This window comes from Streptomyces sp. NBC_01428, from assembly GCF_036231965.1.
Classification (GTDB): domain Bacteria; phylum Actinomycetota; class Actinomycetes; order Streptomycetales; family Streptomycetaceae; genus Streptomyces.
In genome coordinates, this window is the sequence record NZ_CP109499.1 from 8,364,065 (window position 1) to 8,376,699 (window position 12,635).

At 72.1% G+C, this 12,635-nt stretch carries 10 protein-coding genes and 1 tRNA gene; 8 read left to right on the forward strand and 3 right to left on the reverse strand.

The window, feature by feature from the left end; genetic code table 11:
* The first annotated feature begins 64 nt into the window (after positions 1 to 64).
* The 3 genes from OG406_RS36535 (at position 65) to OG406_RS36545 (ending at position 4,373) form a co-directional block, all read left to right on the forward strand.
* Positions 65 to 1,240: a DUF2306 domain-containing protein gene (locus OG406_RS36535; protein ID WP_329189998.1), complete on the forward strand. Its 1,176-nt coding sequence runs from the start codon at positions 65 to 67 to the stop codon at positions 1,238 to 1,240.
* 147 nt (positions 1,241 to 1,387) lie between these two features.
* Positions 1,388 to 2,422, forward strand: coding sequence for a hypothetical protein (locus tag OG406_RS36540; RefSeq protein WP_329190000.1), 1,035 nt, complete (start codon positions 1,388 to 1,390; stop codon positions 2,420 to 2,422).
* A gap of 448 nt (positions 2,423 to 2,870) precedes the next feature.
* Positions 2,871 to 4,373: a SulP family inorganic anion transporter gene (locus tag OG406_RS36545; RefSeq protein ID WP_329190002.1), complete on the forward strand. Its 1,503-nt coding sequence runs from the start codon at positions 2,871 to 2,873 to the stop codon at positions 4,371 to 4,373.
* 31 nt (positions 4,374 to 4,404) lie between these two features.
* On the opposite strand, the gene OG406_RS36550 is transcribed toward OG406_RS36545, so the two are convergent.
* Positions 4,405 to 5,583, reverse strand: coding sequence for a PP2C family protein-serine/threonine phosphatase (locus OG406_RS36550; protein ID WP_239154856.1), 1,179 nt, complete (start codon positions 5,581 to 5,583; stop codon positions 4,405 to 4,407).
* Positions 5,584 to 5,999: 416 nt separating this feature from the next.
* Between OG406_RS36550 and OG406_RS36555 the strand changes: the two genes are divergently transcribed.
* From OG406_RS36555 to OG406_RS36570, 4 genes are all read left to right on the forward strand, one after another.
* On the forward strand, positions 6,000 to 8,072 hold the full coding sequence (locus OG406_RS36555) for a DUF1996 domain-containing protein (RefSeq protein ID WP_326844403.1): 2,073 nt from the start codon (positions 6,000 to 6,002) through the stop codon (positions 8,070 to 8,072).
* Positions 8,073 to 8,302: 230 nt separating this feature from the next.
* Positions 8,303 to 8,734 (forward strand): hypothetical protein, encoded by a 432-nt coding sequence (locus tag OG406_RS36560; protein ID WP_081222575.1) that lies wholly within the window; start codon positions 8,303 to 8,305, stop codon positions 8,732 to 8,734.
* A gap of 143 nt (positions 8,735 to 8,877) precedes the next feature.
* Positions 8,878 to 9,435, forward strand: coding sequence for an AAA family ATPase (locus OG406_RS36565; RefSeq protein ID WP_329190008.1), 558 nt, complete (start codon positions 8,878 to 8,880; stop codon positions 9,433 to 9,435).
* Between the two features lie 53 nt (positions 9,436 to 9,488).
* A tRNA-Met gene (locus tag OG406_RS36570) sits at positions 9,489 to 9,562 on the forward strand.
* Here OG406_RS36570 and OG406_RS36575 read toward each other — a convergent pair.
* Positions 9,560 to 10,081: a hypothetical protein gene (locus tag OG406_RS36575; protein WP_329190009.1), complete on the reverse strand. Its 522-nt coding sequence runs from the start codon at positions 10,079 to 10,081 to the stop codon at positions 9,560 to 9,562. The genes OG406_RS36570 and OG406_RS36575 overlap by 3 nt on opposite strands.
* Positions 10,082 to 10,399: 318 nt before the next feature.
* On the opposite strand from OG406_RS36575, the gene OG406_RS36580 reads away from it, so the two are divergent.
* Positions 10,400 to 10,852, forward strand: coding sequence for a flavodoxin family protein (locus tag OG406_RS36580; RefSeq protein WP_329190010.1), 453 nt, complete (start codon positions 10,400 to 10,402; stop codon positions 10,850 to 10,852).
* A gap of 77 nt (positions 10,853 to 10,929) precedes the next feature.
* Here OG406_RS36580 and OG406_RS36585 read toward each other — a convergent pair whose 3' ends face one another.
* Entirely contained in the window at positions 10,930 to 12,627 is a 1,698-nt protein-coding gene (locus OG406_RS36585; RefSeq protein ID WP_329190012.1) for an FAD-dependent monooxygenase, read from the reverse strand.
* Positions 12,628 to 12,635 lie beyond the last annotated feature (8 nt).

Below are 12,635 nucleotides of genomic sequence, written 5' to 3' on the forward strand. Positions count from 1 at the left end.
ACCGTCTCGATAGTCCAAACGAGACTATCGATGGTCGGTCCGCGACCACGAGCAGGGAGTCGCCGTGCGTCGTCCGACGGGCACCACCTGGCGCCGTGCAGCCGTCATCGCCGTCTCGGCGGTGTGCGTGGGCTACGCGCCCATCGCGATGACCGAGCTGTGGCCGTACGCGCGACCCGGCGCACCGGCGTTCGGCGAGTGGATCCTCGGGCGCGTGGTCTCGCCCCGCTACGTGGCGGACGCCCTCGCCACCCGGATCGAGCCGTACCGCCACAGCCTCCTGCCGCTGATCGTGCACTCCGTCCTCGGCGGCCTCCTCATGCTCCTCGGGCCGTTGCAGGTGCTCACCGCCGTGCGGCGGCGGACCCGGCTGCACCGCGTCCTCGGGGTGGTCTTCGCCGTCACCGTTTACGCGTCGATGGCCGGCGCCGCGCTGTACCTGGCGCGGACCGCGCCCGAGGACGCGTTCAGCGGGGCCGCCTTCTGGATCGTGCTCGCCACCATCCTGGTGGGCACCGTCCTGAGCGTGACGTTCGGCGTGCTCTCCGCCGTCGCCGGCTATCCGGACCTGCACCAGCGCTGGATGCTGCTCTGCTACGGCTTCCTGCTGACGGCGCCCCTGCTGCGGTTCGAGTGGGGCGGCCTGCCCATGATCATGCCCGGCCTCTCCATGGTGGAGATCAACCGCGCGGCCACCATGCACCTCGGCTCGGTGGTCGCCTTCGGCGCCCTCATCGCCTCGCGCTCCCTGGACCGGCGCCGGAAGATCTCCGGCATGTCCCGGTCCTGGGCCCCGCTGCCCGTCCTGGCCGTCGCCCACCTCGCCGGAGCGGTCGCCCTCACCTGGATCGTCCGCGCCGGCCTGGACTTCGGAACCCCCGGACGCCGGCTGCTGCTCGCGTATCTCCTGCCGTACGCCGTCACCTACGCGGTCATGGCCTCCTGCGCCCTGCGCACCGGCCGTGAGGGCCGCCCCTGGGCCCGGGAGGAGTGGCGGCTGCACTGGACGGCCCTGTGCCTGGCACCGGTGCTGTCGGCGGCCGCCGCACCGCTCTTCGAACGGACGCTGGGCCTCGACCGGCTCACGGCCGTCTCGGCGGGAGCGGCGATCGGCTGCGGCGCGCTGGCGACCACGGCGACCCTCGTGGTCAGCCTCCGCGTCATGTACGCCCGGGAGGTCCTCAAGCGGGCCGCGCCCGCGCGCGCCACGGCGCCCCGCCTCTCGTCGCCCGTCTCCTAGCGGCAAGCGGTACGCAGGCCCGTACGCGCCCGGAACCGGCGCCGCACGCCGGTCGTACCCGACCTCGCCCCGGACCTGCCCCGTACCCGACGCCGGTCCGCCCCGGCCCGACCCCGTCCTCATCGACCCGTCCGGAAACGGAACCCCATGGCCAACGCATCAGATCTGCCCCGCCACGACGACACCGAGGAGGATCCGCGAAACCCACGGTCCGCAGCGGACCCGACGGGCGCGACCGGTGAGACGGGGGCGGAACCGGCCGTCGCCAAGTCCCCGCATCCCGCGGTCGCACGGGGCGAGGTTCCGGACAGCGCCGGGGAGAGCGCCCCCGCTTCTCCGGCCGGGGGCGGACGGCCGCTCACCGCGGGGGTGGCGATGCTGGCCACCACCGTGGCCGTGGTGAGCGTCCTCGTCGGCGGGCTCCTCATGGCCGTCGGCCTCACCGGACACGTCTTCGGCGCCTGGAGTTCGCCCGAGTCGCTCACGCCGGGACTGATCGGCGCGGCGATGCTCGGCACCGCGCCGGGACTGTTCGCCGTGAGCCGGGCCCGGGCCTGGCACGAGGTCCGCACGCTCGTCCTGCCGCTGGCGATCGTCCTCGTGGGCCTCTTCTCGGTGAGCCTGCTCGACGCCGGGCACCTCTACATCGCACGCGGCGGTTCCGTCGTGCCCGTCCTGTTCAGCCTGGGCTGGCTGTTCGTCCTCGGCGTGCTCAGTGTGTTCGCCCTCGTCGCCCTGGCGTGGCAGTACCTCGCCCCCGCCCGGCCGATCGGACCGAGTACGGCGCCCCTCCCCGGATGGTCGAAACCGGCCCTGGCCGTGCTCGGGTCGGCCTGGCTAGGCATCGGCGCGGGGCTGCTGACCCGGCCGGGCTTCTGGGGCGGATTCGTGCCCTGGGCCACCAACCGTGCGGACGCCCAGGCACTCGGCGTGTGGGCGCTCGCCCTCGGAGTCGGTGTCCTCGGTGCCCTCGCCGAGGACGACCTCACCCGCACCGGAGCCGCGTTGATCGCGCTGCCGTGCACCGCCGTCACCGTGACCGTCGTCCTCGCCTGCCGCGCCTCGGCCGTCGACTGGCACTCCGGGCCGGCCCTCTCACTGGTCTGCATGGTGGCGGGTCTGCTGTTCGCGGGCGCGAGCGGCCGCGTCCTCCTCACCAGGACCTCACCGGCGCGGCCGTAGCGGCACCCGGGGTCCGGGCCGCCGGTCCCACGACGCCGGCGCGGGTCCGTCGGGCCCGCGCCGTCACGAAGGCATGGACGCCCCGGGGACGGTCGGCGACCGGCAGTTCAGGGTCGAGCCGACCCGTACGCAAAGGGAGTTCGGGCGCCGCCGGAGCCGCGGCACGCCGTCGCCCGCGTCAGGCTAGAGTCTTCGCGTGCCGGACGCGCCGCTCGGCGTGCGCGGCGGTCGGCCCGACGGTCCGGGTGCCTCCGGCCGGCGACGGCACGGACTTCGGGCAACGACGCCCGGCAGGCGTCCCGTCGCCCCACCTCCCGGCAGCCACTGCGCCGGTGTGGAACGCACCGAGGACGCCACGTCCCCCGGAGACCGAGCGCGACGGGACGATGAGCACGACGCGCGGTGTGTCCAGGGTCTGGGCGCGGGCGCCCGACACGGAAACGGTTGCATGTTCTCACCGCTGTCCGCGGCCTCCCGGCTGCGCCCGCCCGCCCCCGCCTGGCTCTCCGATCCGAAGGTCTGGCGCACCGAGGTGCTGGCCGGTCTGGTCGTCGGGCTCGCGCTCATCCCCGAGGCGATCTCGTTCTCGATCATCGCCGGGGTCGACCCGGCCGTCGGCCTGTTCGCCTCGTTCACCATGGCCGTGACGATCTCCGTCGTCGGCGGACGCCGGGCGATGATCTCGGCGGCGACGGGCGCGGTCGCCCTGGTCATCGCTCCGCTGAACCGGGAGCACGGCTTCGGGTACCTCGTCGCCGCCGTGATCCTCGCCGGTGTCCTCCAGATCGTGCTGGGCGCGCTCGGAGTCGCCAAGCTGATGCGGTTCGTCCCGCGCAGCGTGATGGTCGGCTTCGTCAACTCCCTCGCGATCCTCATCTTCCTGGCGCAGGTGCCGGAGCTGACGGACGTGCCCTGGGCGGTCTACCCGCTGGCCGCCGCCGGCCTCGCGCTGATGGTCCTCTTCCCGAGGATCACGAAGGTGGTCCCGGCGCCGCTGGTCTCCATCGTCGTGCTGACGGTGATCACGCTCGCGGCCGGCATCGCGGTGCCCACCGTCGGCGACCGCGGCGACCTGCCCTCCTCGCTTCCGGTCCCCGGCCTGCCGGACGTGCCCTTCACGCTCGACACCCTCACGACGATCGCGCCCTACGCCCTCGCCATGGCGCTGGTCGGCCTGATGGAGTCGCTCATGACGGCCCAGCTCGTCGACGAGATCACCGACACGCGGTCCGACAAGACCCGGGAGTCCGTGGGCCAGGGCATCGCCAACATCGTCACCGGGTTCTTCGGCGGCATGGGCGGCTGCGCGATGATCGGCCAGACGATGATCAACGTCAAGGTCTCCGGCGCCCGCACCCGCTTGTCCACGTTCCTGGCCGGAACGTTCCTGATGGTGCTCTGCGTCGTCTTCGGCCCCGTCGTCTCCGACATCCCGATGGCCGCGCTGGTCGCCGTCATGGTCATGGTGTCGGTCGCCACCTTCGACTGGCACTCCGTCGCGCCGAGGACGTTGAAGCGGATGCCGGCGGGGGAGATCACCGTCATGGCCGTCACGGTCGTCTGCGTGGTGGCCACCCACAACCTCGCCATCGGGGTGGTCGTCGGTTCCGTCACCGCCGTGGTGATCTTCGCCAAGCGGGTCGCCCACGTCGCCGACGTCACCTCGGTCACCGACCCCGACGGCACGAGCGTCGTCTACCGGGTCACCGGCGAACTCTTCTTCGCCTCCGCCAACGAACTCGTCACCCGCTTCGACTACGCGAACGACCCCGGCGAGGTCGTGATCGACCTGTCCGCCACCCACGTCTGGGACGCCTCCTCGGTCGCGGCCCTGGACACGATCGAGGCCAAGTACGCCCAGCGCGGGAAGAACGTCCGGATCACCGGCCTGAACGAGCACAGCGCCCGCATCCACGGCACGCTGAGCGGCGAACTCACCGGCAGCCACTGAGCCCCGTCGCCCGATCTCCCCGGCGGCCCGCTCAGAGGCGCAGGATCACCAGGGCGGTGTCGTCCGTGGCACCGCCGGGCGGAAGCAGCTCCGACAGCAGCGCGTCGGCGAGCACCTCGGGTTCGTCGGCCCGGTGGTCGGACAGGGAGGCGGCGAGACGCCCGAGCCCCACGTCGATGTCCTCCCCGCGGCGCTCGACCAGACCGTCGGTGTACAGGACCAGCGTGTCGCCCTCGGCGAAGTCGGTGGTGGCCTCGGGCCGCGCCACGTGGTCCGGCCGGGCCCCGAGCGGCGGATCGGTCGCCCGGTCCAGGAACTCCACCCGTCCGTCGCCGCGCAGCAGGAGCGGCGGGAGATGCCCGGCGCTGCTGTAGGTGAGGGAGTGGCTCTCCCAGTCGGCGCGGACGGTCACCGCCGTGGTGGACTCGGCGCCCTGCACGGAACGCGCGTACAGGCCGAGCACTTCAAGGGCCCGGGCGGGGCTGCTCGAAGCGCGTGACGCGGCACTGAGGGCGCTGCGCAGCTGGCCCATGACGCAGGCGGCCGACAGTCCGTGGCCGACGACGTCGCCCACGGCGATCGCCATCCGGCCGTCGGTGAGGTCCACCAGGTCGTACCAGTCGCCGCACACGTTGAGAGCGCTGGTGGCCGGCCGGTAGCGCACGGCGGCCCGGTGCGGGCCCATGTAGTGCGCGGCCGGCAGCAGCGCGTCCTGGAGGGCGAGGGCGACCTCGCGCTCGCGGGCGTGGGCCCGCCGCAGACGCTCGTTGATCTCCTGGAGTTCCCGGGCGCGGCTGAACAGCTCGGCCTCCAGGAAACGTCCCCGGTCGGCATCGGTCCGCCTGCCCCGGGCCCGGATCAGCTCGGTGACCTCCTCCACCCGGTGGACGAGCAGCACCACGGTGCCGTCCTCGTCGAGCAGGGGAGCGTTGACCGGACTCCAGTACCGCTCCTGCCAGACACCCGGCCGCTCCAGGGACTCCACGTCGTAGCGCTGGAGGGCCATCGTGTCGCGCTGCCCGGTCTCCACCACGCGGCGCAGCGACGCCTCGAGGTTGCGGACCCCGTCGGACGCCGGATCGTCCGGCCGGTCGGGGAACACGTCGAACAGATACCGCCCCACCAACTGCTCACGGGAACGGCCGGAACTGTTCAGATAGTCGTCGTTGGCGTCGACGTAGACCAGTTCGGGGGTGAGCAGGGCGACCATGCCGGGCAGCGCGTGGAACACGCCCGCGTAGTCGTGCGCGACTCCCGCCACCTGCTTCACCCGCCTCCTGCCGTGGCCCTGGTCGTGCCCACGGTGGAGACGGCGGAGCATGCGACCCTGTCCCACCGGCTCGGCCTCGGCCACGACCCAGGGGTGGTGCAGTGTTCCCATCAGGCCATTGCTCGGCGGCCGGTGCAAGCGCGGAGCGTCCACGGGCGGTTCGCGGGCGGCCGTCGGGCGGGTGCGGTACGCCCGGTGGGCGCCTCCCCGGGGGGTGATCGCGGCGACGTCTCGGACCGTTGCTCCGTACGGGGTTGCTGTGAATTCGCGGGACGGCTGAACACATCGCCGCCCCCTCGCGTATAGGGCTGGGGGATTTTCAGGCGGGGCCGACCACGACGCGTAGGAGCATTTCCTTGGGACGCAACAGGCGCAGACGCCCCACGGGCGCACGACGCGCAACCTCTGCAGCAGTCGCGCTGATTCTGGGCGGGGGCGGGCTCGTCGCCGTCAACGTCTACGCCTCGGCCACCGAGAGCGGCGGGGGTGGAGGCGCGCAGGGCGCCGGCAGTCATGTCCTGTCGGCCGGAGCGGCCACCATCGACTGCCCCGACGTCGGCGACAAGTTGACGACCGTCCCCGACGCGGCGAAGGGCGACGTCGACAAGGAACTCGCCACGCTGGACCAGCAGATCGCCGAGGCCTATCAGCAACTCCGCTCCGACGGAGCGCAGATGGAGCAGAACGGCGACAACGGCGCCGACGCGGTCATGAACCCGTTGAAGGAGAAGCGGTCCGAGTCGATCGGCCGCATCGTCACCGCCGTCGACGCCGCGGGCGACCGCCCCGAGGGACTCGACGACCTGGCCGCCTGCACCCTTCGCTCCAGCGGCGACCAGAGCGGCGCGGACGAGAACGGTGACCAGAGCGGCGGGCAGGACCAGGGACAGGAAGGGCAGGCCGGGCAGGACCAGGGCGCCCAGGGTCAGGACGGTCAGCAGGGCGGCGGCGACGCGCCGGCCGGGAACGGCCCCGTGGTCGCGGACTTCGCCGACATCAACTCCGTCCAGCCCGCCGCGCAGACCCCGCGGGCCCAGAACGGCGCCTCCACCGGCGAGTTCGTCACGAGCTGCGGTGTGAACGCGAACGGGCTGTTCAACTCGGACAACGTGATCGTGGCTCCCGGCGTCACCAACGGCGCCCACCACTTCCACGACTACGTCGGCAACCAGTCCAACAACGCCTTCGCCAGTGACGACGACCTGGCCAAGGCCGACACCACCTGCCAGGACAAGGGCGACAAGTCCACCTACTACTGGCCGGTGGTGCGTCTCCAGAACGGCACCCGCGAACGCGACGCCGACGCGGCGGGCGGCGGCACGGAGGGCAACGCCGGTGAGATCGTCACGCCCAAGCAGGTCACGCTGACCTTCGTGGGCAACGCGCGCGGCAAGGTCACCGCCATGCCGCGGCTGCTGCGCATCATCACCGGTGACGCCAAGGCCTTCGTCAACGGCACCGCGAACGCCAACGCCTCCTGGAGCTGCACCGGCTTCGAGGACCGGCAGTTGAAGGACAAGTACCCGGTCTGCCCCCAGGGCAGCGACGTGGTCCGCACGTTCAGGTTCCAGAGCTGCTGGGACGGCGCGAACATCGACAGCGCCAACCACCGCACCCACGTGGCGTTCCAGGACGCCGAGGGCAACTGCCCCGGCGGATTCAAGGCCATCCCGCAACTGGTGCAGCGCATCGTCTACGACGTGGACGCGCCGAGCCTGAAGGACGGTGGCCGTACGTCGCCGCTGTTCGCGGTGGACTCCTTCCCGGAGCAGCTGCACAAGCCGGTCACCGACCACGGCGACTTCATCAACGTCTTCGACGACGGCCTGATGAAGGACGCGGTCGACTGCATCAACCAGGGCCGGAAGTGCGGGGTCGGCGCGGGTGACGACAACTCCCAGGACCCCGAGGAGACGGGCAAGCCGCAGGAGCCGTCGAAGAGCGCCGAGCCCCCGAACCCCTCGGAGAGCGCGGAGCCCCCGAACGCCTCCGAGGAGCCCTCGGAGCAGCCGGCACCCACCGCCGACGACCCGTCCGACGACAACGGCGGCCAGGCCCCCGGTGACGACGACGGCGGTCAGACCGCGGAGCCCCCGGCCGGCACCCAGGGCACCGAGCCGGCCGGCGACGACAACGCGTCGCCGATCGACGCGGAACCCAAGGCCGATGTCACCTCGTCGGGTCACGCCGCCGGGGCCGGTGGCTCGCACGACGACTCGGACGACGGCTCGGGCGACGTGGGGACGGCCGCGTCGACCGCACCGGTTGCCGGATCCGCTCCGTCGGCAGCCTCGCAGACCGAACCGCAGGCCGTCGCGGGCGGCGGGCTCGCCGACACCGGTGCGCAGCTGTGGCCGGCCGCGATCGGCGGGATCTTCGTGATCGCCGGATTCGTCCTGCTCCGCAGGATCAGGCGGGGCGCCCTCTGACACCGACGTCCGGCGAGAACGACGGACGAGTCCTGACGGAAGCGGCCTGAGATACACCGGACGCCCGGTCGTACGAATGAGTCCTGAGGGGGCTTGTGCCCGGCCCACGCTGGGAACAAGCCCCCTCAGAAGTGCCCCGGGAGGCGATCTCGACCAGCGGTGTGCGCCGATTCACAGCATCCTGGGGTGAGACGCGATCATGTCGTCCACATTGGGGAAGGCGAAGCTCCATGGACGCATCAGAGCAGGCACCGGATGACCGGCCCCTCGACCTGTACCTCGAAATGCTCCGCCTGCGCATGGCTCCGGCGGACTACGCGCTCTTGCTGCGCATGGTCGAGCCCGTACTCGAAGCGATCAGGGAGGAGAGGGCTGGAGCGATCGAACTGAACCTGGACGGCGAAGACGCCGACGACGTCCCGCAGGAGGTCCGTGACGAGGCCTCCCTCGTGGTCGCGGTGGCTGTGACGGGCCGCCTGGACAACCGGATCGTCGAGCTGGAGACCGAGGAGATCGGTGTCGTCCGGGTCGTGACGGACTCGGGTACGGCCGACGATCCCGAGCGGTGCAAGGAGATCGCCGACTTCATCGGTGAGCGCCACCGCCAGGACGAGGAACTGCGCGGCATCGCCGAGGTGAGCGGTCTGCCCACCGATGTGTGAGACGTGGTGGAGCGCCCCGGCCTGTGCCGGCCCGCCGTAGAGACGGCTGGGCGGTGCGGGCCGTGGTGCTTGTCGCTGCCTCCGGGGATCTTGCCCGGCACCGACCTGTGCGGTGAAGATCGAGTATGCGAAGAATCCTGGTCGTGGGAAGTACCGGCGCCGGCAAGACGACCTTGGCGCGGGCCGTCTCCGGACGGCTGGGCATTCCGTTCCACGAGATGGACGCCCTGGCCATCACGGGGCCCGGCTGGCAGGAGAACCCCCGCCTGGCCGACGACGTGTCGCGCCTCAGCGAGGGGCCGGCCTGGGTGATCGACTCTATCGGCCACCCGAGCGTGCGCGACCTGCTGTGGGAACGTGCCGACACCGTCGTCTGGCTGGACCATCCCCGTACGGTGGTCATGCGACGGGTGCTGCGCAGGTCGGCGGCCCGCACCCTGCTCCGGCGCCGGGTCTTCGGCGGCAACGTGGAGACGTTCGGCTCGTGGTTCGATGCCGAGCACCCGGTGTGGTGGGCCTGGTCGCAGTACGCGACCCGCAGATCCGACATCGCTGCCCGCTGCGAGGCGCCCCGCCCGACCCCTCTGAAGGTCGTCCACCTCCGCACACCCCGGGCCACCAGAACCTGGCTGACCCGCCTGACCGAACCCTCGGCCCGCCCGCGCACGGAAGCACCGCCCACGCCCACTCCCCGAGCCTGAGATCGATCATGGTCTTGAAGCCGCGAAACATGGCGTAGGGTTGAGTTCAACGACGCGGGGTGGAGCAGCTCGGTAGCTCGCTGGGCTCATAACCCAGAGGTCGCAGGTTCAAATCCTGTCCCCGCTACTCGAAGACAGAGGGTCCGGCACCATTGGTGCGGGGCCCTCTGTCGTGTGTGGCCACACGCGACAGTCGTGTCCTCGCCGCCGCACGCACCCGGCGCGTCCGTCCGCGTTCGGCCAGCAGGCGGAGGGCCTCGGGCGGGACCGCGGTCGGCGTGTCCACGACGGCGCGCTGCAACCAGTCGGAGCCGGTGGTCAGTTCCTCGGCGGTCCACGCCTGGTCGAGCACGACGGTCCTGAGCCGGGTCCATTCGTCCAGTCGGCGACGGAGGAAGGGCTGTTCGTCTGTGAGACCGGTCATGAAATGCACCCAGGCGGCGAACCGGTCACCGGTCAGCAACGCGGCGGCACGCCGGTCCAGATGACGGACCACGGCGCTACTCGCCATCCGGGCATCCGTGTCGCGCAACACCTCGACGATCAGCCGGGCTTCTTCGTTCTCCGGGACGGTCTCAAGTGCGCTGAGGTACCGCGCGAAGCGCAGATGCTCGGGTGGTTCTCCGGCGGCGGGGGAGGCGGTCACGCCCTCATGCTCGCCGAGCCGCGGGTCGGAAGGGAATCGACTTTCCCGGCACCCGTTCGCGCCGGCCCCCGACGCGCATGCAAGAACACCGCCCCCGGAGAACCGAGGGCGGTGTGTGGGGAGCGCCGGGCAGGCCTTGCACCTGCATTTCCCCGCAGGAAGCGGGGCGTCTTTCCTTGGACCACCAACGCCGGGCCCTGCACCGGATGTTCGGTGTGGGCTCGGTGTTCAGCGTAGCAGGCGGTCTGTGTCGGTCCGGCGGGGCCAGGTGTCCCGGTGGTGCTTGCGGTGGGGAGGGCGGGGCGGCAAGGTGCGGGGGTGGCTACCTTGTTGATCGTCCATCACACCCCCTCGCCCAACTGCCAGGTCCTGTTCGAAGCCGTGGTCTCCGGGGCGACCGCTCCCGAGATCGAGGGTGTACGGGTGGTGCGGCGAGCCGCGCTGAGTGCGACCGCCTCGGATGTGCTCGACGCCGACGCCTGCCTCCTCGGCACCCCGGCGAACCTCGGCTACATGTCGGGTGCGCTGAAGCACTTCTTCGACCAGGTCTACTACCCGTGTCTGGACACGACGGCCGGGCGGCCCTTCGGGTACTACGTGCACGGCGGCAACGACGTCACCGGCGCGGTGCGCGGCATCGAGACGATCACCACGGGCCTCGGCTGGCGGCGTGCCGCCGACGCCGTGACGGTGACCGGCGAACCGGGCAAGGCCGACATCGAGGCCTGCTGGGAACTCGGAGCGACCCTCGCGGCCCGGTTGACGGAGTGACGGGGCCCGTCCGCGTTCGCCCGACCGGGCCCCCGGGTCGCTGCTGTTGATGCGGCTCCGAACGGACCGCGTCCGCGCTACGCGTGGCCCGGCGGGGCGAAGGGGCGCGCCAGGGCCGCCGTAAGCCCGGACACCGTGGGTGGGCAGAGGCGGGCGGCGAGATAGCCGTCCGGGCGGATCAGGAACGCCGTCGCCCGGTCCGGCACCGCGTAGAGGCGGGCGAACTCGCCGAGTGTGTCGACGTAGACGGGCGGGCCCCCGGCGTCGGGCCGGGCCTCGGACGGGAGGATGACGCAGACGTCGACGCGGTCGCGGGTGAGATCGCGGGCGAGATCGACGAGTTGGCCGACACCGTCGCCGTCCCGGTCCGTGTCGCCGTACAGGAGCAGCACGTGCTCGCGGTCGCGCAGAACGTCGTACAGGCGCAGCGGATAGGTCGCGACGGGTGCCGCGAGACCGGCGCAGTCGGGCGCGCGGTCGCCCGGCTGCGGGGCGGGACCCGGGGACTCCGGGTCGACGATCGGGCTGCCGCGGTAGCCGACGAGGAGCTGGGCCTCGCGCAGCATCAGGGTGGCCGGGTCGCTCGGGTCGGCCTGGATGCCCTGGCCCGCGTGCCGGACCGTGCGCTCCACGACCTCCTCGCCGACCGGCCGCCGCTCGGCGTCGTAACTCGCGGCGAGCAGGCTGGAATGCGTGCCGCCCTCGATCGCGAGGGCGAGTTTCCAGGCCAGGTTCCAGGCGTCCTGGATACCGGTGTTCATGCCCTGGGCGCCGGTCGGCGGGTGGATGTGCGCCGCGTCGCCCGCCACGAAGACGCGCCCGTCGCCGTACCGGTCGACGATCCGATGGCTGATGCGGAACACGGAGGACCAGCGCAGTGCGGACGCGGTGGTGGGCCGGGGGGAGAGCCGGTCCAGGACGGCCTGGATGTCGGAGAGGGCCGGACCCGTGCCGCCCTCCAGCCCGTGGGCGATGTCGTCGGACGGTTCCGACTGCCTTGCCGCGGCGGAGAGTTCGGGCGGCACCCTCATCGACATCCGGTAACGGCCCCGGCCCGGCAGCGGGATGCAGACCAGCAGATCGTCCACGGCGCCGGCGGCGTCGTGGTGCATGGCGCGCACGCCGTACCCCTGCGGGAGGTCCCAGTCGACCTCCACGTCGCCGAGCATGTACTCCTCCGGGAAGGCGCTGCCCTCGAACGTGAGCCCCAACTGCTTGCGGACGGTGCTGTGCGCGCCGTCGCAGCCCACCAGGTACCGCGCCCTGACCTCCTCCTCGACGCCGGACGCCGACCGCAGCGCGACCGTCACCCCGTCGAGGTCCTGGTCGAACGAGACCAGTCCGGTGCCGCGCTCGACCGTCGTCCCGAACCGCTGGAGGAACTCGTCGAGGATGCGTTCCGTCTCGTACTGCGGCAGCGCGGCGAATCCGTACGGCACCTCGGGCGGGAGCACGAGGTCGATCCGGGGCTGCTCGACTCCGTCGACGTACGCGAGCTGCCCGTACATGGGCACCGCCGCTTCGAGAACCGTGCGGGCGAGCCCGATGTGGTCCCAGATCTCCAGGGTGCGGGGCTGGATGCCCACGGCCTTCGCGTACGGCCGGCGGGCCGGCAGCGGGTCGACGATCCGGCAGCGCACACCGCGCCGGCGCAGTTCCACGGCCGCGGTGAGGCCCACCGGGCCGGCGCCCGCGACGAGCACGTCGGTTCCGAAGATGTGCGCCACGGGCGCCTCCCGTCGTTCGTCCCCGCCGCCGAGCAGCTCTTCCTCCATCGTGGCCC